Below are 22,484 nucleotides of genomic sequence, written 5' to 3'. Positions count from 1 at the left end.
TTCCCCTTAACCGCGAGCCTTGGCTGCTGGACGTACAACCAAGTTGCCGCCAGTAGCGCCAGGAACAGCGCCCTTGACCAACAACAGATTGCGTTCAGCGTCCACGCGCACTACTTCGAGGGACTGCACGGTCACGCGCTCAGCGCCCATATGACCGGACATTTTTTTGCCCTTGAATACACGACCAGGAGTCTGGCACTGGCCGATAGAACCTGGAACGCGGTGGGATACGGAGTTACCGTGGGTATTATCTTGCCCGCGGAAATTCCAACGCTTGATCGTACCCTGGAAGCCTTTACCTTTGGACTGACCGGTTACATCAACCAGTTGACCAGCGGCGAAGATTTCAGCGTTGATCAGATCGCCGGCCTGGTACTCGCCTTCTTCAAGGCGGAATTCCATTACGGTACGACCAGCGGCAACGTTCGCTTTAGCGAAGTGGCCAGCTTGAGCAGCTGTAACACGCGAAGCACGACGCTCGCCTACAGTGACTTGCACTGCACGATAGCCATCGGTCTCTTCAGTTTTGAACTGGGTGACGCGATTCGGTTCGATCTCAATGACCGTGACCGGAATGGAGACACCTTCTTCGGTGAAAATACGGGTCATACCGCATTTACGACCGACTACACCAATAGTCATGTTGTAAACCTCATGAGTGTACGGGGCTTTCACCCGCTATGGCCGCCCATTTCAGAGCGTTACACGACTAAGACCGAGTCTTAGCCGAGGCTGATCTGCACTTCCACACCGGCCGCAAGATCAAGCTTCATAAGAGCATCAACGGTTTTATCCGTTGGCTGGACGATGTCCAGAACGCGCTTATGAGTACGGATCTCATACTGGTCACGCGCGTCTTTGTTGACGTGCGGGGAGACCAGAACGGTGAACCGCTCTTTACGGGTAGGCAGTGGAATTGGACCACGCACTTGAGCACCAGTACGTTTCGCGGTTTCCACGATTTCCTGGGTGGATTGGTCGATCAGGCGATGGTCAAAAGCCTTCAACCTGATACGGATTTGCTGATTTTGCATTGGATTTCAGACTCCGGCTGCTATTCCCAGCGAGCGCAATACGCCCGTTAAAAGGAGGCGCAATTCTATAGACGGGCTACTACAGTGTCAACCCAATAAAAAAGCCCCCGCTAGGCGGGGGCTTTTTCAAGTCATCACTTATTAAGCGATGATTTTGGCTACGACGCCAGCGCCGACGGTACGACCGCCTTCACGAATAGCGAAACGCAGACCATCTTCCATTGCGATGGTTTTGATCAGGGTGACAACCATTTTGATGTTGTCGCCCGGCATTACCATTTCAACGCCTTCCGGCAGTTCGCAGTTACCGGTCACGTCAGTGGTCCGGAAGTAGAACTGTGGACGGTAGCCTTTGAAGAACGGAGTGTGGCGACCGCCTTCTTCTTTGCTCAACACGTACACTTCAGCTTCGAAGGTAGTGTGCGGCTTAACCGAACCTGGCTTGACCAGAACCTGGCCACGCTCAACGTCGTCACGCTTGGTGCCGCGCAGCAGCACGCCGCAGTTCTCGCCAGCACGACCTTCGTCGAGCAGCTTACGGAACATTTCAACGCCAGTGCAGGTGGTGACAACAGTGTCACGCAGACCAACGATTTCCAGCGAATCCTGAACCTTGACGATACCGCGCTCGATACGGCCAGTTACAACAGTACCGCGACCGGAGATCGAGAATACGTCTTCGATTGGCATCAGGAACGGCTTGTCGATAACACGGACTGGATCTGGGATGTAGCTGTCCAGAGTCTCAACCAGTTTACGAACGGCAGTGGTGCCCATTTCGTTGTCGTCTTGGCCGTTCAGAGCCATCAGAGCCGAACCGATGATGATCGGAGTGTCGTCACCCGGGAAGTCGTAAGTGCTCAGCAGGTCGCGCACTTCCATCTCAACCAGTTCCAGCAGCTCAGCGTCGTCAACCATGTCAGCCTTGTTCAGGAAGACAACGATGTACGGAACGCCAACCTGACGGGACAGCAGGATGTGCTCACGGGTTTGTGGCATCGGACCATCAGCGGCCGAACAAACCAGGATGGCGCCGTCCATTTGAGCAGCACCGGTGATCATGTTCTTCACATAGTCAGCGTGACCTGGGCAGTCAACGTGAGCGTAGTGACGGATCAGCGAGTTGTATTCAACGTGTGCGGTGTTGATGGTGATACCACGAGCCTTTTCTTCTGGAGCGCTGTCGATTTTATCGAAAGCAACAGCAGCCGAACCGAAAACTTCGGAGCAGACGCGAGTCAGAGCAGCGGTCAGCGTGGTTTTACCGTGGTCGACGTGACCGATGGTGCCAACGTTGACGTGCGGGAGGGTACGGTCAAATTTTTCTTTAGCCACGACAATTAACTCCTAGCCTAAAGGGGCTGAATCAGCCTTGTTTTTTGGTAACGGTTTCGACGATGTGCGACGGAGCCGTATTGTATTTTTTGAATTCCATAGAGTAGCTTGCGCGACCTTGGGACATGGAACGGACGTCGGTCGCATAACCGAACATCTCACCCAGCGGAACCTCGGCGCGAATCACCTTGCCGGAAACCGTGTCTTCCATACCCAGGATCATGCCGCGACGACGGTTAAGGTCGCCCATCACGTCACCCATATAGTCTTCAGGCGTAACAACCTCTACCGCCATGATCGGCTCAAGCAACTCACCACCACCCTTCTGGGCCAGTTGCTTGGTCGCCATGGAAGCAGCCACCTTAAACGCCATCTCGTTGGAGTCGACGTCGTGGTAGGAACCATCAAACACGGTAGCCTTCAGGCCGATCAGCGGATAGCCGGCCACAACGCCGTTCTTCATCTGCTCTTCGATACCCTTCTGGATAGCCGGGATGTATTCCTTAGGAACCACACCACCCACTACTTCGTTCACGAATTGCAGACCTTCTTGACCTTCGTCAGCAGGAGCAAAACGAATCCAGCAATGACCGAACTGGCCACGACCGCCGGATTGGCGAACGAATTTGCCTTCAATTTCGCAGCTCTTCGTGATGCGCTCACGGTACGAAACTTGAGGCTTACCGATGTTGGCTTCGACGTTGAACTCACGGCGCATCCGGTCAACCAGGATGTCCAGGTGCAACTCGCCCATGCCGGAGATGATCGTTTGACCAGTCTCTTCATCAGTCTTGACGCGGAAAGACGGGTCTTCCTGAGCAAGTTTGCCCAGAGCGATACCCATTTTTTCCTGGTCGTCCTTGGTCTTAGGCTCTACGGCAACCGAAATAACCGGCTCCGGGAAGTCCATGCGAACCAGGATAATTGGCTTGTCAGCGTTGCACAAAGTTTCACCAGTGGTGACGTCCTTCATGCCGATCAAGGCCGCGATGTCACCAGCGCGAACTTCCTTGATTTCTTCACGGGCGTTTGCGTGCATTTGCACCATACGACCCACGCGCTCTTTCTTGCCTTTAACCGAGTTGATCACGCCGTCGCCGGATGCCAACACGCCCGAGTAAACTCGAACAAAGGTCAAGGTACCCACGAATGGGTCAGTAGCGATCTTGAACGCCAGAGCCGAGAACGGCTCGCTGTCGTCTGCGTGACGCTCCATTTCCTGGGTCTCATCATCCGGGTCAGTACCCTTGATGGCAGGAATGTCGCTTGGAGCAGGCAGGTAGTCGATAACGGCATCGAGAACCAGGGGAACACCCTTGTTCTTGAAGGAAGAACCGCAAACAGCCAGAACGATCTCACCAGCGATAGTACGCTGACGCAGAGCGGCCTTGATTTCGTCGTTGGTGAGTTCTTCACCTTCGAGGTACTTGTTCATCAGCTCTTCGCTGGCTTCGGCCGCAGCCTCAACCATGTTGCCGCGCCACTCGTCAGCCAGTTCCTGCAGTTCAGCAGGGATAGGCTTGCGAACTGGAACCATGCCTTTGTCAGCGTCATTCCAGTAAACAGCTTCCATGGCCATCAGATCGATCTGACCCTGGAAGTTGTCTTCGGAACCGATAGCCAACTGGATTGGAACCGGAGTGTGACCCAGACGCTGCTTGATCTGACCGATCACGCGCAGGAAGTTGGCGCCAGCACGGTCCATCTTGTTTACGTAAACAAGACGTGGAACGCCGTACTTGTTGGCTTGACGCCATACGGTTTCCGACTGAGGCTCAACACCCGAGGTGCCGCAGAACACAACGACCGCGCCATCGAGTACACGCAGGGAACGTTCAACTTCAATAGTGAAGTCAACGTGGCCCGGGGTATCAATAACGTTGAAGCGGTATTGGTCTTTGTGCTGCTTCTCGGAACCCTGCCAGAAGGCGGTAATAGCAGCAGAAGTAATGGTAATACCACGCTCCTGCTCCTGCACCATCCAGTCTGTGGTCGCGGCGCCGTCATGCACCTCGCCCATCTTGTGACTTTTGCCAGTGTAAAAAAGGACGCGCTCGGTGGTGGTGGTTTTACCAGCATCCACGTGAGCAACGATACCAATGTTACGGTAGCGATTAATCGGTGTAGTACGAGCCATAAAGCCCTCGCAAAATTAGTGACGCTAAAATTAGAAGCGGTAGTGCGAGAAAGCCTTGTTGGCTTCAGCCATACGGTGCACGTCTTCACGCTTCTTAACTGCAGCACCTTTACCTTCGGCAGCGTCCAACAGTTCGCCAGCCAAACGCAGAGCCATAGACTTCTCGCCGCGCTTGCGGGCGAAGTCTACCAACCAGCGCATTGCCAGGGCGTTACGACGGGACGGACGAACTTCAACCGGAACCTGGTAAGTAGCACCGCCTACACGGCGCGACTTTACTTCGACCAGCGGAGCGATGGCGTCGAGAGCTTTCTCGAAGATTTCCAGGGGGTCGCTGTTCTTGCGTTCTTTAACCTTCTCCAGCGCGCCATAAACGATACGCTCGGCAACGGCTTTTTTGCCGCTTTCCATCACGTGGTTCATGAACTTGGCCAGGATTTGGCTTCCGTATTTTGGATCGTCAAGCACTTCGCGCTTGGCTGCTACGCGTCTTCTTGGCATGGATAAGCCCTCAAACGGTCTTCAGGTTCGCTCGGAATCGGTGCCCTTTCGGGACGCCTCCGACCTTACTCTTATCGACTCAGAAAAATAGAAAATCAGTTTTTACAAAAAGCCGCTACTACTTAGGCTTCTTGGTACCGTACTTCGAACGACCCTGGTTACGACCTTTAACGCCGGAAGTATCCAAAGAACCGCGTACGGTGTGGTAACGAACACCTGGCAAGTCTTTTACACGACCGCCGCGGATCAGTACCACGCTGTGCTCTTGCAGGTTGTGGCCTTCACCGCCGATGTACGAGGAAACCTCGAAACCGTTGGTCAGACGCACACGGCATACTTTACGCAGTGCCGAGTTAGGTTTTTTCGGCGTGGTGGTATACACACGGGTGCATACGCCACGACGTTGCGGGCAGTTCTGCAGCGCAGGCACGTCGGATTTCTCGACGATACGCTTACGCGGCTGACGTACCAGCTGGTTGATAGTTGCCATCTACTAGCTCCACTGTTGTCTTGCGACGCTATTGTCTTGCAAGAAAAGCAAAATGGCAGGAACGAATTCCCGCCAAATTTAGGGGTACAAGAGTCTAAAGAGGATCTTGTCCCCAGTCAAGGCAAGGCCCCGACCTCCCCGCTCATCCAACCTCGACAATTTGTCTCGATTCGATGAACGGAACGGCCGGGGCCCCACGCTCATTTACCGCAGAACTCAGTTACCGCTCGAGTTCAATGCTTCGGTCAGTGCAGCTTCCACTTCACTGGCGCTTACGCGCAACGGTTTGTCAGCATCACGGCGGCGCTTACGCTCGCTGTGATAAGCCAGACCGGTACCCGCCGGGATCAAACGACCCACGACCACGTTTTCTTTCAGGCCGCGCAGGTAATCGCGCTTGCCGGTTACCGCCGCTTCGGTCAGTACGCGAGTGGTTTCCTGGAAGGAAGCCGCCGAGATGAACGATTCGGTGGACAACGACGCCTTGGTGATACCCAACAGCACGCGAGTGAACTTGGAAACGAATTTCTCGTCGCCAGCCAGACGCTCGTTCTCTACCAGAACGTGAGTCAATTCCATCTGGTCGCCCTTGATGAAAGTTGAATCGCCGGACTCAGCGATTTCAACCTTACGCAACATCTGACGCAGGATGGTCTCGATGTGCTTGTCGTTGATCTTCACGCCTTGCAGACGATAAACGTCCTGGATCTCGTTCACGATGTACTTGGCCAGCGCACTCACACCCAGCAGACGCAGGATGTCGTGTGGATCACTCGGGCCGTCGGAGATAACTTCGCCGCGGTTTACCTGTTCGCCTTCGAAGACGTTCAGGTGACGCCACTTCGGAATCAGCTCTTCGTACGGATCGCTACCGTCGTTCGGGGTAATGACCAGACGGCGCTTGCCTTTGGTCTCTTTACCGAACGCGATGGTGCCGCTGACTTCAGCCAGGATCGAGGCTTCTTTCGGACGACGGGCTTCGAACAAGTCGGCAACACGCGGCAGACCACCGGTGATGTCGCGAGTTTTCGAAGTTTCTTGCGGGATACGAGCGATAACATCACCGATCGCGATTTTCGCACCGTCCGCTACACCGACCAGGGCGTTAGCAGGCAGGAAGTACTGAGCAATTACGTCGGTACCCGGCAGCAAGAGATCCTTGCCGTTGTCATCAACCATCTTCACAGCAGGACGGATATCTTTACCGGCAGCTGGACGGTCTTTGGCGTCGAGTACTTCAATGTTGGTCATACCGGTCAATTCGTCAGTCTGACGCTTGATCGTGATGCCTTCTTCCATGCCCACGTAGGTCACGGTACCTTTCATTTCGGTAACGATTGGGTGAGTGTGCGGATCCCACTTGGCCACGATTGCGCCAGCGTCGACCTTGTCACCTTCTTTAACCGAAATCACAGCACCGTACGGCAGCTTGTAACGCTCGCGCTCACGACCGAAGTCATCAGCGATCGCCAGCTCACCGGAACGGGACACAGCAACCAGGCAACCATCCACTCGCTCAACGTGCTTCAGGTTGTGCAGACGGACGGTACCGCCATTCTTCACCTGAACGCTGTCGGCTGCGGAGGTCCGGCTTGCCGCACCACCGATGTGGAACGTACGCATGGTCAGCTGGGTACCCGGCTCACCGATGGACTGGGCAGCGATAACGCCGACCGCTTCACCGATGTTCACCTGGTGACCACGAGCCAAGTCACGGCCGTAGCACTTGGCGCAAATGCCGTAGCGGGTTTCGCAGCTGATCGGCGAACGCACGATCACTTCATCGATGCTGTTCAGCTCGATGAACTCGACCCACTTCTCGTCTACCAATGTGCCGGCAGGAACGATGATTTCTTCGGTACCTGGCTTGAACACGTCACGGGCAATGACACGACCCAATACGCGCTCACCCAGCGGCTCAACAACGTCACCGCCTTCAATGTGCGGAGTCATTACCAGGCCATGTTCGGTGCCGCAGTCGATCTCGGTTACTACCAGATCCTGCGCCACGTCTACCAGACGACGAGTCAGGTAACCGGAGTTCGCAGTTTTCAACGCGGTATCCGCCAAACCTTTACGAGCACCGTGAGTGGAAATGAAGTACTGAAGTACGCTCAAACCTTCACGGAAGTTCGCAGTAATCGGCGTTTCAATGATGGAACCGTCCGGCTTGGCCATCAGGCCACGCATACCGGCGAGCTGACGGATCTGCGCAGCAGAACCCCGTGCGCCCGAGTCGGCCATCATGTACATCGAGTTGAAGGATTCCTGGTCGACTTCGACGCCATGACGATCGATGACTTTCTCTTTCGAGAGGTTGGCCATCATCGCCTTGGAAACTTCGTCGTTCGCCTTGGACCAAAGGTCGATCACTTTGTTGTACTTCTCGCCCTGGGTTACCAGGCCGGAGGCGTACTGACTTTCGATCTCTTTCACTTCATCAGTAGCAGCATTGATGATGCGGGCTTTTTCATCAGGGATAACGAAGTCGTTAACGCCGATGGAAACGCCGGAAATGGTCGAATAGGCAAAACCGGTGTACATCAACTGGTCAGCGAAGATCACGGTCTCTTTCAAACCAACCACGCGGTAGCACTGGTTGATCAGCTTGGAGATCGCTTTTTTCTTCATCGGCTGGTTGACGACGTCGTACGACAGGCCAGGTGGAACAACCTGGAACAGCAGCGCACGGCCGACAGTGGTGTCGACGATACGGGTGTTCTTGACGCTGCCGCCATCACGATCGTTAACGGTTTCGTGGATCCGCACTTTGACTTTAGCGTGCAGTGCGGCTTCGCCTGCACGGAACACACGGTCAACTTCTTGCAGATCCGCGAACACACGACCTTCGCCTTTGGCGTTGATCGCTTCACGAGTCATGTAGTACAGACCCAATACAACGTCCTGCGAAGGAACGATGATTGGCTCACCGTTGGCTGGCGACAGAATGTTGTTGGTCGACATCATCAACGCACGCGCTTCCAACTGGGCTTCCAGTGTCAGCGGTACGTGCACGGCCATTTGGTCGCCGTCGAAGTCGGCGTTGTACGCAGCACAGACCAACGGGTGCAGCTGGATAGCCTTACCTTCGATCAGTACCGGTTCAAACGCCTGGATACCCAGACGGTGAAGGGTCGGTGCACGGTTGAGGAGAACCGGGTGTTCACGGATCACTTCAGCGAGAACGTCCCAAACCTCAGGCAGCTCGCGCTCGACCATCTTCTTGGCAGCTTTGATGGTGGTCGCGAGACCACGCATTTCCAGCTTGCCGAAAATGAACGGCTTGAACAGCTCGAGAGCCATTTTCTTCGGCAGACCGCACTGGTGCAGACGCAGGGTCGGACCTACGGTAATTACCGAACGGCCGGAGTAGTCAACACGCTTACCGAGCAAGTTCTGACGGAAACGACCTTGTTTACCCTTGATCATGTCAGCCAGGGATTTCAGAGGACGCTTGTTGGAACCAGTGATAGCGCGGCCACGACGACCGTTGTCGAGCAGTGCATCGACGGCTTCCTGCAACATACGCTTTTCGTTGCGCACGATGATGTCCGGAGCGGACAGATCGAGCAGACGCTTCAAGCGGTTGTTACGGTTGATCACTCGACGATACAGATCGTTGAGGTCGGAAGTCGCGAAGCGACCGCCATCCAGCGGGACCAGTGGACGCAGATCTGGCGGCAGAACCGGCAGAACGGTCAGCACCATCCATTCTGGAAGGTTGCCGGAACCCTGGAAGGCCTCCATCAACTTCAGACGCTTGGACAGCTTCTTGATTTTGGTTTCGGAGTTGGTTTGCGGAATTTCTTCACGCAGACGGCCAATCTCGTGTTCCAGGTCGATAGCGTGCAGCAGTTCACGGACAGCTTCGGCACCCATGCGGGCATCGAAATCGTCGCCGAACTCTTCCAGCGCTTCGAAGTACTGCTCGTCGTTCAGCAGCTGACCTTTTTCAAGGGTGGTCATGCCTGGATCGATAACGACATAGCTCTCGAAGTAGAGAACGCGTTCGATATCACGCAGGGTCATGTCCATCAGCAAGCCGATACGGGACGGCAGCGATTTCAGGAACCAGATGTGGGCAACTGGCGAGGCCAGTTCGATGTGCGCCATGCGCTCACGACGAACTTTTGCCAGTGCGACTTCAACGCCGCACTTCTCGCAGATCACACCGCGGTGCTTCAAGCGCTTGTACTTACCGCACAGGCACTCGTAATCCTTTACCGGGCCAAAAATCTTGGCGCAGAACAGGCCGTCACGCTCTGGTTTGAACGTACGGTAGTTGATGGTTTCCGGCTTTTTAACTTCACCGAACGACCACGAACGGATCATCTCAGGCGATGCCAATCCAATACGGATGGCGTCGAACTCTTCGACTTGACCCTGGTTTTTCAGCAAATTCAGTAGGTCTTTCAAGGCCTTTCCTCCTGGCGGAGCAGAGAGCGGGCAATCCTGCCCCGCTCTCGATTCGCGTCACGTGTTATTCGGTTTCCAGATCGATATCGATGCCGAGGGAACGAATTTCCTTGATCAACACGTTGAAAGACTCGGGCATGCCCGGCTCCATACGGTGATCGCCATCCACGATGTTTTTGTACATCTTGGTACGGCCGTTCACATCGTCCGACTTCACTGTGAGCATTTCTTGCAGAGTGTAAGCGGCACCGTATGCTTCCAGTGCCCAGACCTCCATCTCCCCGAAACGCTGACCACCGAACTGCGCCTTACCACCCAGCGGCTGCTGGGTAACCAGGCTGTACGAACCGGTAGAACGAGCGTGCATCTTGTCGTCTACCAAGTGGTTCAGCTTCAGCATGTACATGTAGCCAACAGTAACCGGGCGCTCGAACTTGTTGCCGGTACGGCCGTCGGTCAGCTGCATCTGGCCGCTTTCTGGCAGGTCAGCCAGTTTCAGCATGGCCTTGATTTCGCTTTCCTTGGCGCCGTCGAACACTGGAGTGGCCATTGGAACGCCGCCACGCAGGTTCTTCGCCAGATCCAGGATTTCCTGGTCAGAGAAGCTATCCAGATCTTCGTTACGACCGCCAATCTGGTTGTATATCTCGTCGAGGAATTTACGAAGCTCAGCGACTTTGCGCTGCTCTTCGATCATCCGATTGATCTTCTCGCCCAAACCTTTAGCCGCGAGGCCCAGGTGGGTTTCAAGGATCTGACCAACGTTCATACGCGAAGGTACGCCCAACGGGTTGAGGACGACGTCGACCGGGGTGCCATTGGCATCGTGCGGCATGTCTTCAACCGGCATGATCACGGAGACCACACCTTTGTTACCGTGACGACCGGCCATCTTGTCGCCCGGCTGGATGCGGCGACGGATTGCCAGGTAAACCTTGACGATTTTCAGCACGCCTGGAGCCAGGTCATCGCCCTGCTGCAGTTTGCGTTTCTTGTCTTCGAACTTGTCGTCCAGCAGACGGCGGCGATCAACGATGTAGGCCTGAGCCTTCTCGAGCTGCTCGTTCAGCGCATCTTCAGCCATGCGCAGTTTGAACCACTGACCATGCTCAAGACCGTCGAGAACTTCGTCGGTGATGTCCTGACCTTTCTTCAGACCGGCGCCGCCTTCGGCTTTGTGGCCGACCAAAGCGGAACGCAGACGTTCGAAAGTTGCGCCTTCTACGATACGGAACTCTTCGTTCAGATCCTTGCGGATCTCGTCGAGTTGAGTCTTCTCGATCGACAGTGCACGAGCATCACGCTCAACGCCGTCGCGGGTGAAGACCTGTACGTCGATGACGGTACCCTTGGTGCCGGTAGGCACACGCAGGGACGTGTCTTTAACGTCGCTGGCTTTTTCACCGAAGATGGCACGCAGCAGTTTTTCTTCCGGAGTCAGTTGAGTCTCGCCTTTCGGAGTGACCTTACCAACCAGGATGTCGCCTGCGCCAACTTCAGCACCTACGTAAACGATACCGGCTTCGTCCAGTTTGTTCAGTGCAGCCTCACCCACGTTCGGGATGTCTGCAGTGATTTCCTCTGGCCCAAGCTTGGTGTCACGTGCCACACAGGTCAGTTCCTGAATGTGGATCGTGGTAAAGCGGTCTTCTTGAACAACTCGTTCCGACAGGCAGATGGAGTCTTCGAAGTTGTAACCGTTCCAGGCCATGAACGCGATGCGCATGTTCTGACCCAGCGCCAGTTCACCCATGTCGGTGGACGGGCCGTCAGCCATGATGTCGCTACGCTGAACCCGATCACCTTTACGCACCAGCGGACGCTGGTTGATGCAGGTGTTCTGGTTGGAGCGGGTGTATTTGGTCAGGTTGTAGATGTCGACACCAGCTTCACCGGTTTCAACTTCATCATCAGCAACACGAACCACGATACGGCTGGCGTCGACGGAATCGATAACGCCACCACGACGAGCCACGACGCAAACGCCGGAGTCACGAGCTACGTTACGCTCCATGCCAGTACCGACCAGCGGCTTGTCAGCGCGCAGGGTTGGTACAGCTTGACGCTGCATGTTCGAACCCATCAACGCACGGTTGGCGTCATCGTGCTCGAGGAACGGGATCAGCGACGCTGCAACCGAAACTACCTGCTTCGGAGAAACGTCCATCAAGGTGACGTCTTCCGGCGCCTTGACGGTGAACTCGTTCAAGTGACGAACAGCTACCAGCTCGTCGATCAGCATTTTCTTGTCGTTCATCGTGGCCGAAGCCTGAGCGATCACATGATCAGCTTCTTCGATGGCGGACAGGAATACGATCTCGTCGGTGACCAGAGCGTCTTTCACCACACGGTACGGGCTTTCGAGGAAGCCGTACTGGTTGGTGCGCGCATAGGCGGCCAGGGAGTTGATCAGACCGATGTTCGGACCTTCCGGCGTTTCAATCGGGCATACACGACCATAGTGAGTCGGGTGTACGTCACGAACTTCAAAGCCAGCACGCTCACGAGTCAAACCGCCAGGGCCGAGTGCAGAAACACGACGCTTGTGGGTGATCTCGGACAGCGGGTTGTTCTGGTCCATGAACTGGGAAAGCTGGCTGGAACCGAAGAACTCTTTCACCGCCGCAGCCACTGGCTTGGCGTTGATCAGGTCTTGTGGCATCAAGCCTTCGCTTTCAGCCATCGACAGACGCTCTTTGACCGCACGCTCAACACGTACCAGGCCAACGCGGAACTGGTTCTCAGCCATTTCGCCTACGCAGCGAACACGACGGTTACCCAGGTGGTCGATGTCATCGACGATGCCTTTACCGTTACGGATGTCGACCAGAGTCTTCAGCACCGCAACGATGTCTTCTTTGCACAACACGCCCGAACCTTCGATCTCGGTACGACCGATACGACGGTTGAACTTCATCCGGCCGACCGCAGACAGGTCATAGCGCTCAGGACTGAAGAACAGGTTGTTGAACAGAGTCTCGGCAGCGTCTTTGGTTGGCGGCTCGCCTGGACGCATCATGCGATAGATCTCGACCAGCGCTTCCAATTGGTTGCTGGTGGAGTCGATCTTCAGAGTGTCGGAGACGAACGGACCGCAGTCGATATCGTTGGTGTACAGAGTTTCGATGCGAACAACCTGGGACTTGGCGATTTTTGCCAGGATCTCGGTGTTCAGCTCGGTGTTGCACTCTGCCAGGATTTCGCCGGTTGCCGGATGCACGATGACCTTGGCGGTAGTGCGACCCAGGACGTAGTCCAGAGGCACTTGCAGCTCTTTGATCCCGGCTTTTTCCAGCTGGTTGATGTGGCGAGCAGTGATACGACGACCTTGCTCGACAATAACCTTGCCTTTGTCATCCAGGATATCCAGGACAGCAATTTCACCACGCAGGCGGTGAGGCACCAGTTCCAGGCTGAGGTTTTCACCTTGCACGTGGAAGACGTTGGTGGTGTAGAACGCGTCGAGCACTTCTTCAGTGGTATAGCCGAGCGCGCGCAGCAGTACCGATGCAGGCAGCTTGCGACGACGGTCGATACGCACGAATACGCAGTCTTTCGGGTCGAACTCGAAGTCCAACCACGAACCGCGGTAAGGAATGATACGCGCCGAGTACAACAGTTTGCCGGAGCTGTGCGTCTTGCCACGGTCGTGGTCGAAGAACACGCCCGGGGAACGGTGCAGCTGGGAAACGATTACACGCTCGGTACCGTTGATTACAAAGGTACCGTTCTCAGTCATCAGGGGGATTTCACCCATGTAGACTTCTTGCTCTTTGATGTCCTTGATCGCTTTGTTCGACGATTCTTTGTCGAAAATGATCAGGCGCACTTTTACCCGCAAAGGTACGGCGTAAGTTACACCGCGCAATACGCATTCTTTGACATCAAATGCCGGTTCGCCCAGGCGATAACCGACGTACTCCAGCGCAGCATTGCCGGAGTAGCTGATGATCGGGAAAACGGATTTGAAGGCCGCATGCAGGCCCACGTCGCGGAACTGATCTTTAGTCGCTCCCGCTTGCAAGAATTCACGATACGAATCCAGCTGGATGGCCAGGAGGTACGGCACATCCATGACGTCCGGCAACTTGCTAAAGTCCTTGCGGATACGTTTTTTCTCAGTATATGAGTAAGCCATCAGCGTTCCCCAGCTTGGTCACCTGCTTGTTTGGCCCCTCCCGACGGGAGCAGCCAGAAAATCGTGCAAACCCCATGGTTTGCGCCACCGCATCGGGTGGTTACAGCTCGTTATCAGCACCGACCCAGTCGGCTGCCAATAACGGAAAAAGGCCGGTGGCAAGAGCCACCAGCCATCAGCCTTTCGCTTAACGCTCGGGCTGGAGACGCAAAGTCGATGCTTACTTCAGCTCGACTTTAGCGCCTGCTTCTTCCAGAGTGGCTTTTGCTTTGTCAGCTGCGTCTTTCGAAACAGCTTCCAGAACAACGCCAGGAGCGCCGTCAACTACAGCCTTGGCTTCTTTCAGGCCCAGACCGGTCAGTTCACGTACTGCCTTGATCACGTTAACTTTCTTCTCGCCAGCTTCCAGCAGCATGACGTTGAATTCAGTTTGTTCTTCAACAACGGCAGCGACAGCAGCTGGACCAGCGGAAGCAGCGGCAGCGGAAACGCCGAACTTCTCTTCCATGGCCTTGATCAGCTCAACGATTTCCAGAACGGATTTTTCGCCGATTGCTTCGATGATTTGGTCGTTAGTCAGAGACATGACTATAAATTCCTGTATTGGGGTGACAGCCTACGCGGCCATCGAAATAAACAATAAACGCTGAAAGGAGTCGCTCAGCCTTAGGCTGCGGCAGCTTCTTTCTGGTCGCGAAGAGCCGCCAGAGTACGAGCCAATTTGCTGGTTGCGCCTTGAATCACGCTCATCAGCTGAGAAATTGCTTCGTCACGGGTCGGCAGGCTTGCCAGTACGTCGATCTGATTAGCTGCGAGGAACTTGCCCTCGAACGCAGCTGCCTTGATCTCGAACTTATCCTGACCTTTTGCGAACTCTTTGAAGATACGAGCAGCAGCGCCCGGATGTTCTTTGGAGAATGCAATCAAGGTCGGGCCGGTGAACACGTCGTTGAGCACGTCATATTGAGTGCCAGCAACGGCGCGCTTGAGCAGGGTGTTACGTACAACACGTACGTAAACGCCAGCTTCACGAGCCTCTTTACGGAGTCCGGTCATAGCGCCTACTGTTACGCCACGGGCATCAGCCACGACAGCGGACAGAGCAACTTGGGCAGCCTTGTTGACTTCAGCGACGATGGCCTTCTTGTCTTCAAGTTTAATTGCCACGGGAAAAACTCCTGCTTGTTACCGTTTCATCCAACCGAGGCCAGATGTCGTTTTGGTGTCTGATTCGGTAAGGAACCGGGAGCACCATCTGCGTAGGCTTGAGGTTTAAGACTTGCGTCGCCTACGGTCTTGGATAGCCCCCGCCAGGCAGGGACCCCAATCTTTCAATTGGCGCAATCGCTTGCGCCAACCTGCGTCTTACGCGTCGAGCGAGCCTTGGTCGATGACCAGGCCTGGACCCATGGTGGTGCTCAGGGTAACGCGCTTGACGTAAATACCTTTCGAGGAAGCTGGCTTGATACGCTTCAGATCAGCGATCAGGGCTTCAACGTTTTCCTTCAGCTTGACGGCGTCGAAGCCAACCTTGCCAACGGAGGTGTGGATGATGCCGTTTTTGTCGGTGCGATAACGAACCTGACCAGCCTTGGCGTTCTTAACCGCGGTAGCTACGTCTGGCGTTACGGTGCCGACTTTAGGGTTAGGCATCAGGCCACGCGGGCCCAGGATCTGACCCAACTGACCAACAACGCGCATTGCATCCGGGGATGCGATAACTACGTCATAGTTCAGGTCGCCGCCTTTCATTTCGGCAGCCAGATCGTCCATACCTACACGGTCAGCGCCGGCAGCCAAAGCGGCCTCAGCAGCTGGACCTTGGGTGAACACAGCAACGCGAACGGTCTTGCCAGTGCCGTGTGGCAGCACAGTAGCGCTACGAACGACCTGGTCGGATTTACGCGGGTCAACACCCAAGTTTACAGCAACGTCAAACGACTCGCTGAACTTGACGGTCGACAGCTCAGCCAGCAGAGCAGCCGCGTCTACAAAGTTGTAGGACTTGCCTGCTTCAATTTTGCCGGCGATAGCCTTTTGACGCTTGGTCAACTTAGCCATTACACACCCTCCACGTTAAGGCCCATGCTACGAGCAGAACCGGCGATAGTACGCACGGCCGCGTCCATATCAGCTGCAGTCAGATCCGCGTTTTTGGTTTTCGCGATTTCTTCCAGCTGAGCACGGGTAACGGTGCCAACCTTAACGGTGTTCGGACGAGCGGAACCGCTAGTCAGACCAGCAGCTTTCTTCAGCAGAACCGAAGCAGGTGTGGATTTGGTTTCGAAAGTGAAGCTACGGTCGCTGTAGACAGTGATGATCACTGGAGTCGGCAGACCTGGCTCAATACCCTGAGTACGGGCGTTGAAAGCCTTGCAGAATTCCATGATGTTCACGCCATGCTGACCCAGAGCAGGACCAACAGGTGGGCTTGGGTTAGCCTGAGCGGCCTTCACTTGCAGCTTGATGTAAGCGGTAATTTTCTTGGCCATGAGGCACTCCAATTACGGGTTCAAACGCCTCGAAAGGCTCCCCGGTTACTTGCGCGTTTATCCCAGTGACGACAAAACCCCACAGCCTAGGGCTGCGGGGTTGGGATGCTTGTTCAGCTAGACTTTTTCGACCTGGCTGAACTCTAGCTCTACCGGAGTAGAGCGACCGAAAATGAGCACTGCCACTTGGATCCGGCTCTTTTCGTAGTTAACTTCTTCGACCGTGCCAGTAAAGTCGGCAAACGGACCGTCATTGACACGTACCGACTCACCTGGCTCGAACAACGTCTTCGGCTTCGGCTTGTCGCTACCATCAGCAACGCGACGCAGAATCGCTTCTGCCTCTTTATCTGTGATAGGTGCAGGCTTATCAGCAGTACCGCCGATAAAACCCATCACCCGAGGAGTATCCTTGACTAAGTGCCAAGTACCCTCATTCATGTCCATCTGAACCAGCACATAACCTGGGAAGAACTTGCGCTCGCTTTTGCGTTTCTGGCCATTACGCATTTCAACCACTTCTTCAGTGGGAACCAGAATTTCGCCAAAGCCATCTTCCATGCCAGCCAGCTTTACGCGCTCTACCAACGAGCGCATGACATGCTTCTCGTAACCGGAGTAAGCATGCACAACGTACCAACGCTTAGCCACGGGACACCCTTAGCCGACAATCAAGGAAACAAGCCAGCCGAGCAGGGAATCAAGCCCCCACAACAGCAACGCCATAACCAGTACAACAGCCACAACGATCAACGTGGTCTGCGTGGTTTCTTGGCGAGTTGGCCATACGACTTTACGAATCTCGGTGCGAGCTTCCTTAACCAGTACAAAGAAAGACTTGCCCTTGACTGTTTGCAGGCCTACAAAGGCAGCTACAGCAGCAATGGCGAGCAAAGCTAGTACGCGGTACAGGATCGGCGAAGCAGAGTAATACTGATTGCCAACAACGCCAACAACCACCAAAGCGACTACTACTAGCCACTTGAGCAGATCGAAGCGAGAGCCTTGAGCTTCAGCTTTAGGAGTCATCTATGAAGATCCTGTGAAAAGAAAGCCAGACACACCAAGTGAATCTGGCAGGTCAGGAGGGAATCGAACCCCCAACCTACGGTTTTGGAGACCGTCGCTCTGCCAATTGAGCTACTGACCTAAAACAAAATCAGGCCGACCATTATGCCGGCCCGAAAAAGACATTACAACAACTTACTCGATGACTTTAGCTACGACACCGGCGCCGACGGTACGACCGCCCTCACGGATAGCGAAGCGAAGCCCATCTTCCATCGCGATGGTTTTGATCAGGGTGACAGTCATCTGAACGTTATCACCCGGCATTACCATTTCAACGCCTTCTGGCAATTCGCAGTTACCGGTCACGTCCGTGGTACGGAAGTAGAACTGTGGACGGTAACCCTTGAAGAACGGAGTATGACGACCGCCTTCTTCCTTGCTCAGAACGTAAACCTCTGCAGTGAACTTGGTATGCGGCTTGACAGTGCCCGGCTTGACCAGAACCTGGCCACGCTCAACATCATCACGCTTGGTACCACGCAGCAATACGCCGCAGTTCTCGCCAGCACGACCTTCATCGAGCAGCTTGCGGAACATCTCAACACCAGTGCAAGTAGTTTTGACAGTGTCACGAAGACCAACAATCTCAACTTCTTCCTGAATGCGGACAATGCCACGCTCAACACGACCAGTCACAACAGTACCGCGACCGGAGATCGAGAAAACATCCTCGATCGGCATCAGGAACGGCTTATCAATAGCACGCTCAGGCTGCGGAATGTAGCTATCCAGCGTCTCAACCAACTTCTTGACGGCAGTAGTACCCATCTCGTTGTCGTCTTGACCGTTCAACGCCATCAGCGCAGAACCAATGATGATGGGAGTGTCATCACCTGGAAAATCATAAGTGCTCAGCAGATCGCGCACTTCCATCTCAACCAGTTCCAGCAGCTCAGCGTCGTCAACCATGTCAGCCTTGTTCAGGAAGACAACGATGTACGGAACGCCAACCTGGCGGGACAGCAAGATGTGCTCACGGGTTTGCGGCATCGGACCATCAGCGGCCGAGCAAACCAGAATCGCACCATCCATCTGGGCAGCACCGGTAATCATGTTTTTTACGTAGTCAGCGTGACCTGGACAGTCAACATGTGCGTAGTGACGCACGGCCGAATCGTATTCAACGTGAGCGGTGTTGATGGTGATACCACGAGCTTTTTCTTCAGGGGCGCTATCGATCTTGTCGAAGTCAACCTTTGCCGAACCGAAAACTTCGGAGCAGACACGGGTCAAAGCAGCAGTCAGAGTGGTTTTACCGTGATCGACGTGACCAATGGTACCAACGTTGACGTGAGGCTTATTACGTTCGAACTTTTCCTTAGCCATCAAAATCACCCCTAGGAGAAGAATTGAGCAGGTCAAACAAGCCATTAAAACAAAGGCAGATATTTTCATATCTGCCTTGTTATATGGAGCTCTTGAGCGGATTTGAACCGCTGACCTCACCCTTACCAAGGGTGTGCTCTACCAACTGAGCTACAAGAGCGTAACGCTATGCAGGATCTGCAAACTTGGAGCGGGTAGCGGGAATCGAACCCGCATCATCAGCTTGGAAGGCTGAGGTTCTACCACTAAACTATACCCGCGGAGCTTGCAGCTCTCGCTAAAAATGGTGGAGGGGGAAGGATTCGAACCTTCGAAGTCGTAGACGTCAGATTTACAGTCTGATCCCTTTGGCCGCTCGGGAACCCCTCCTAAGCGAGCCGGCATTCTATATCATGCCAGCCTTCTGTCAAGCATTTTCTCATTAAAAACCTGAGGTTAGCTGCGTTGACATCACTTTGCGGTGTCAACCATCAAAGGTCTTCACTGCGAAGCGGGCGCCATTCTATGCAAACTATTCGGCGGGTGCAACCCCCTCGCACGGCATTATTTTATGTTTTAACTCATTGAATTCTCTAGAAAGGTTTTTCAGCTGCGAGTCATCTAGCCAACGCCGGCTTTCTGGTGCCACACGCACCCAGTAACCATCAGACCCGGCGGGGGCCCTCAGCAAGGACTCGAACTTGATTTCCATGCCACTCAATCGCCGCTCAACCGCCTGAGCCGCTTCCTGACGAGTAAAACCGCCAAGATAGAGACATCCATCGTCTGCCTGGACAGGCTTTCCTTTATCACGAGCCGCGTCAGTCGTTTCACTCAACAAGCGAATGTCCTGCTGCGAACCCCGATACAAACTCAAAGGGGTTACATCCTTTGCGCGCAGAGGAGCCTCTTGTTGGTGCCAGATGTAATAGAACACATTGAGAACAAGCAGCAGCAGAAACAACCAACGCATAAAAACCTCACGACAAGGGACACGCCATAGCCAAACCTACAAACACCAGATCTGGAACCACCCTGGCCTCAGGCACGATCCCGGAAACCAGGTCTGCATCTCCTCCAGTGAGGAACACAGCAAAATCATCCCCCCAATAACTACGCGCCAACTCTAGCTGTGTCAGGACAAAGCCTCTCAGCATCAACGAGCATCCCCGCTCGACCGCTTCGACAGTTGTCCGACCAGGAACGAGACTTTCCAGTGCGCGCTCGGCTGCTAGATCGCCATAACGAATTCTACGGGTGTGGGTACGCAATTGGTTACGCATCAGAGGCATTCCTGGGCATATAAATCCTCCGAGGTGCTCTCCATCTGTAGAGATGAAGTCCGCAGTAACAGCCGTACCAAAATCAAGCACAAGGCACGCACCCGAAGCCAGTTGGAATCCCCCAAGCATCGCCAGCCAACGGTCGAGCCCTAACCGCTCGAACTCCTCATAACCATTGCGAACCCCAGACATTTCGCGGGACGGCGCTGCACATACCACCGAAACACCAAAAGCTTCTGTCAGCAGAGAAATCAGTGCACTGGTTTCTTCGGCGGTCCTGACACTGACCAACCGACAAAACTTGAGCGTGAGACCCTTGAGCGTTTTCAAACTCTCCAACAAAGCGAGATCCGAATCAACGACACCCTCGCCAACCACCCGCCGAACATCCGCGTCGAGCACACGCCACTTGATAAAACTGTTTCCGCAGTCGAGCTCAAGAATCATCACGCAACCTCAGACTGAGCTCACCACCACTAAAGACTTTTTCCACACCACCCACCTTCAAGCGCAGAGCACCCTGACTATCAATACCCAGCACTTCGCCTTCTATATGGTTAACACCTGCGATCAACGACACGGCCCGCCCCTGCCAGAGATGATTTTGCTCCCACTCTTCCTGGATAGCTGAAAATCCGTCGACTTGATGACGACACAGATATGCCTGGAGCATCGCGCCCAACTCCCCGACCAAGTGATTTCGATCAAACACCTTGCCCGACTCTAGCCGCATGGACGTCCACTGCTGATCTACCTCATCGGTAATCTGCATGTTCACATTAATTCCCACACCCAGCACAACGTGACACACATCAGCAGGATCTCCCACCAGCTCGAGCAATATCCCGGCAATCTTCTTCTGACCAACCAGAACATCGTTGGGCCACTTCAATCCAGCCCCCGAAATACCGAGTTCACGCAGGGCCTGCATGACCGCAAGCCCAACAACAAGACTCAAGCCTTCCAGCTGACGCATTCCACCTTCAATACGCAGCACGAGGCTGTAATAGATGTTTTCCGCGAATGGACTCGCCCATTTACGTCCACGCCGCCCACGACCTGCAGTTTGCCGTTCGGCAAGCACCAGAAAGGGTGCCGCCTGCCCTCGCTCTATGGCGCGCAAAGCCTCGGCATTAGTGGAGTCAATTGAATCGAAAACCAGGATGGGCCAATCACAAGAAGGCGCCAGCTCTCTTATCTCGACAGGATCAAGCAGCGTCAATGGCGCAGCCAGTTGATAGCCGCGCCCCCGCACCTTATGAATAGATAATCCCAGCTCAGCCTCTAAATGCTGAAGCTGCTTCCAAACGGCACTACGACTGACACCCAAGGCGACGCCCAAGGCCTGACCCGAATGGAATCGGCCATCTTTAAGAAGCTTTAACAATGTCAGCATGCAAGTCTCGCCTCACAATGAGGCCGCATGATAGCCATGCCCCGCGCCATTGCATAGAAACCCTACAGGTCAGTTTTCCTGCGGACAAAACAAAACCCCTACCTGCATACGCAGATAGGGGTTTCGGAATTTAATCTTGACGATGACCTACTCTCACATGGGGAAACCCCACACTACCATCGGCGATGCATCGTTTCACTGCTGAGTTCGGGATGGGATCAGGTGGTTCCAATGCTCTATGGTCGTCAAGAAATTCGGTAGCCAGGTCGTGGGCCTTTTCAGGTTCACGCTCCAGCGAATGGGTATGCGATAGATTTGTGTGTTTCGTTTCGAATTTTCGACTTGTATCGTCTTCACACACCGCAATCTGGCCTCTTTCGAGTTCACAAATTGCTTGGGTGTTATATGGTCAAGCCTCACGGGCAATTAGTATTGGTTAGCTCAACGCCTCACAGCGCTTACACACCCAACCTATCAACGTCGTAGTCTTCGACGGCCCTTCAGGGGACTCAAGGTCCCAGTGAGATCTCATCTTGAGGCTAGTTTCCCGCTTAGATGCTTTCAGCGGTTATCTATTCCGAACATAGCTACCCGGCAATGCCACTGGCGTGACAACCGGAACACCAGAGGTTCGTCCACTCCGGTCCTCTCGTACTAGGAGCAGCCCCTCTCAAATCTCAAACGTCCACGGCAGATAGGGACCGAACTGTCTCACGACGTTCTAAACCCAGCTCGCGTACCACTTTAAATGGCGAACAGCCATACCCTTGGGACCGGCTTCAGCCCCAGGATGTGATGAGCCGACATCGAGGTGCCAAACACCGCCGTCGATATGAACTCTTGGGCGGTATCAGCCTGTTATCCCCGGAGTACCTTTTATCCGTTG

The 22,484-nt window shown here is 54.5% G+C and carries 18 protein-coding genes, 4 tRNA genes and 2 rRNA genes (1 of these 24 only partly in view); all 24 read right to left on the bottom strand.

What is annotated here, in order from left to right; all coding sequences use genetic code 11:
- Positions 1-6: 6 nt before the first annotated feature.
- Complete coding sequence (gene rplC / locus JFU47_RS20425; protein ID WP_003186059.1) at positions 7-642, bottom strand: 50S ribosomal protein L3; 636 nt, start codon at positions 640-642, stop codon at positions 7-9.
- An 80-nt stretch (positions 643-722) separates the two neighbouring features.
- A complete protein-coding gene (gene rpsJ, locus JFU47_RS20420) occupies positions 723-1,034 on the bottom strand; it encodes a 30S ribosomal protein S10 (RefSeq protein ID WP_003186070.1) in 312 nt (103 codons plus the stop codon).
- Between the two features lie 141 nt (positions 1,035-1,175).
- Complete coding sequence (tuf, locus tag JFU47_RS20415; protein ID WP_201185306.1) at positions 1,176-2,369, bottom strand: elongation factor Tu; 1,194 nt, start codon at positions 2,367-2,369, stop codon at positions 1,176-1,178.
- Positions 2,370-2,400: 31 nt separating this feature from the next.
- Positions 2,401-4,506, bottom strand: a complete 2,106-nt coding sequence (gene fusA, locus JFU47_RS20410; protein WP_201185304.1) for an elongation factor G — start codon at positions 4,504-4,506, stop codon at positions 2,401-2,403.
- 30 nt (positions 4,507-4,536) lie between these two features.
- Positions 4,537-5,007: a 30S ribosomal protein S7 gene (gene rpsG / locus JFU47_RS20405; RefSeq protein WP_002555493.1), complete on the bottom strand. Its 471-nt coding sequence runs from the start codon at positions 5,005-5,007 to the stop codon at positions 4,537-4,539.
- A gap of 118 nt (positions 5,008-5,125) precedes the next feature.
- Complete coding sequence (gene rpsL, locus JFU47_RS20400) at positions 5,126-5,497, bottom strand: 30S ribosomal protein S12 (RefSeq protein ID WP_002555494.1); 372 nt, start codon at positions 5,495-5,497, stop codon at positions 5,126-5,128.
- 216 nt (positions 5,498-5,713) lie between these two features.
- The gene (gene rpoC / locus JFU47_RS20395) at positions 5,714-9,913 is read right to left on the bottom strand and encodes a DNA-directed RNA polymerase subunit beta' (RefSeq protein ID WP_123365583.1); all 4,200 of its coding nucleotides are present in this window, start codon (positions 9,911-9,913) and stop codon (positions 5,714-5,716) included.
- 64 nt (positions 9,914-9,977) lie between these two features.
- The gene (gene rpoB / locus JFU47_RS20390; RefSeq protein WP_008145491.1) at positions 9,978-14,051 is read right to left on the bottom strand and encodes a DNA-directed RNA polymerase subunit beta; all 4,074 of its coding nucleotides are present in this window, start codon (positions 14,049-14,051) and stop codon (positions 9,978-9,980) included.
- A 220-nt stretch (positions 14,052-14,271) separates the two neighbouring features.
- Complete coding sequence (rplL, locus tag JFU47_RS20385; RefSeq protein WP_008145490.1) at positions 14,272-14,637, bottom strand: 50S ribosomal protein L7/L12; 366 nt, start codon at positions 14,635-14,637, stop codon at positions 14,272-14,274.
- Between the two features lie 80 nt (positions 14,638-14,717).
- A complete protein-coding gene (rplJ, locus tag JFU47_RS20380; RefSeq protein WP_010467255.1) occupies positions 14,718-15,218 on the bottom strand; it encodes a 50S ribosomal protein L10 in 501 nt (166 codons plus the stop codon).
- A 198-nt stretch (positions 15,219-15,416) separates the two neighbouring features.
- The gene (rplA, locus tag JFU47_RS20375; RefSeq protein ID WP_007896626.1) at positions 15,417-16,112 is read right to left on the bottom strand and encodes a 50S ribosomal protein L1; all 696 of its coding nucleotides are present in this window, start codon (positions 16,110-16,112) and stop codon (positions 15,417-15,419) included.
- On the bottom strand, positions 16,112-16,543 hold the full coding sequence (gene rplK / locus JFU47_RS20370) for a 50S ribosomal protein L11 (protein ID WP_003210097.1): 432 nt from the start codon (positions 16,541-16,543) through the stop codon (positions 16,112-16,114). Before rplK ends, rplA begins: the two co-directional genes overlap by 1 nt.
- Before the next feature lie 117 nt (positions 16,544-16,660).
- Positions 16,661-17,194 (bottom strand): transcription termination/antitermination protein NusG, encoded by a 534-nt coding sequence (gene nusG, locus JFU47_RS20365; RefSeq protein ID WP_007896622.1) that lies wholly within the window; start codon positions 17,192-17,194, stop codon positions 16,661-16,663.
- A 9-nt stretch (positions 17,195-17,203) separates the two neighbouring features.
- On the bottom strand, positions 17,204-17,572 hold the full coding sequence (gene secE / locus JFU47_RS20360; RefSeq protein ID WP_008145488.1) for a preprotein translocase subunit SecE: 369 nt from the start codon (positions 17,570-17,572) through the stop codon (positions 17,204-17,206).
- Positions 17,573-17,617: 45 nt separating this feature from the next.
- Positions 17,618-17,693 (bottom strand) — tRNA-Trp (locus JFU47_RS20355).
- 53 nt (positions 17,694-17,746) lie between these two features.
- On the bottom strand, positions 17,747-18,940 hold the full coding sequence (gene tuf / locus JFU47_RS20350) for an elongation factor Tu (RefSeq protein ID WP_007896619.1): 1,194 nt from the start codon (positions 18,938-18,940) through the stop codon (positions 17,747-17,749).
- Positions 18,941-19,024: 84 nt separating this feature from the next.
- Positions 19,025-19,100, bottom strand: a tRNA-Thr gene (locus JFU47_RS20345).
- A 26-nt stretch (positions 19,101-19,126) separates the two neighbouring features.
- Positions 19,127-19,200 (bottom strand) — tRNA-Gly (locus JFU47_RS20340).
- A 24-nt stretch (positions 19,201-19,224) separates the two neighbouring features.
- A tRNA-Tyr gene (locus tag JFU47_RS20335) sits at positions 19,225-19,309 on the bottom strand.
- Between the two features lie 142 nt (positions 19,310-19,451).
- Positions 19,452-19,892 (bottom strand): hypothetical protein, encoded by a 441-nt coding sequence (locus tag JFU47_RS20330; protein WP_201185301.1) that lies wholly within the window; start codon positions 19,890-19,892, stop codon positions 19,452-19,454.
- 7 nt (positions 19,893-19,899) lie between these two features.
- Entirely contained in the window at positions 19,900-20,649 is a 750-nt protein-coding gene (locus JFU47_RS20325; RefSeq protein ID WP_201185298.1) for a pantothenate kinase, read from the bottom strand.
- Complete coding sequence (birA, locus tag JFU47_RS20320; RefSeq protein WP_201185296.1) at positions 20,639-21,598, bottom strand: bifunctional biotin--[acetyl-CoA-carboxylase] ligase/biotin operon repressor BirA; 960 nt, start codon at positions 21,596-21,598, stop codon at positions 20,639-20,641. Before birA ends, JFU47_RS20325 begins: the two co-directional genes overlap by 11 nt.
- A 134-nt stretch (positions 21,599-21,732) precedes the next feature.
- A 5S ribosomal RNA gene (gene rrf / locus JFU47_RS20315) occupies positions 21,733-21,848 on the bottom strand.
- 155 nt (positions 21,849-22,003) lie between these two features.
- Positions 22,004-22,484 (bottom strand): 23S ribosomal RNA (locus JFU47_RS20310) (it continues 2,411 nt past the right edge of the window).

The organism is Pseudomonas sp. TH39(2020), from assembly GCF_016650715.1.
GTDB lineage: Bacteria > Pseudomonadota > Gammaproteobacteria > Pseudomonadales > Pseudomonadaceae > Aquipseudomonas > Aquipseudomonas mandelii_C.
The sequence above is the reverse complement of the archived record's forward strand: the minus strand, read 5'-3'. Positions and strand labels throughout refer to the sequence as shown.

Coding starts and splice junctions, on each gene's coding strand:
- tuf (WP_007896619.1), bottom strand. CDS start 18,940: ATGGCTAAGGAAAAGTTCGAACGTAATAAGCCTCACGTCAACGTTGGT.
- rpsL (WP_002555494.1), bottom strand. CDS start 5,497: ATGGCAACTATCAACCAGCTGGTACGTCAGCCGCGTAAGCGTATCGTC.
- rplK (WP_003210097.1), bottom strand. CDS start 16,543: ATGGCCAAGAAAATTACCGCTTACATCAAGCTGCAAGTGAAGGCCGCT.
- rpoB (WP_008145491.1), bottom strand. CDS start 14,051: ATGGCTTACTCATATACTGAGAAAAAACGTATCCGCAAGGACTTTAGC.
- JFU47_RS20330 (WP_201185301.1), bottom strand. CDS start 19,892: ATGCGTTGGTTGTTTCTGCTGCTGCTTGTTCTCAATGTGTTCTATTAC.
- rplC (WP_003186059.1), bottom strand. CDS start 642: ATGACTATTGGTGTAGTCGGTCGTAAATGCGGTATGACCCGTATTTTC.
- birA (WP_201185296.1), bottom strand. CDS start 21,598: ATGCTGACATTGTTAAAGCTTCTTAAAGATGGCCGATTCCATTCGGGT.
- JFU47_RS20325 (WP_201185298.1), bottom strand. CDS start 20,649: ATGATTCTTGAGCTCGACTGCGGAAACAGTTTTATCAAGTGGCGTGTG.
- secE (WP_008145488.1), bottom strand. CDS start 17,572: ATGACTCCTAAAGCTGAAGCTCAAGGCTCTCGCTTCGATCTGCTCAAG.
- fusA (WP_201185304.1), bottom strand. CDS start 4,506: ATGGCTCGTACTACACCGATTAATCGCTACCGTAACATTGGTATCGTT.
- rplL (WP_008145490.1), bottom strand. CDS start 14,637: ATGTCTCTGACTAACGACCAAATCATCGAAGCAATCGGCGAAAAATCC.
- rpsG (WP_002555493.1), bottom strand. CDS start 5,007: ATGCCAAGAAGACGCGTAGCAGCCAAGCGCGAAGTGCTTGACGATCCA.
- rpsJ (WP_003186070.1), bottom strand. CDS start 1,034: ATGCAAAATCAGCAAATCCGTATCAGGTTGAAGGCTTTTGACCATCGC.
- rplA (WP_007896626.1), bottom strand. CDS start 16,112: ATGGCTAAGTTGACCAAGCGTCAAAAGGCTATCGCCGGCAAAATTGAA.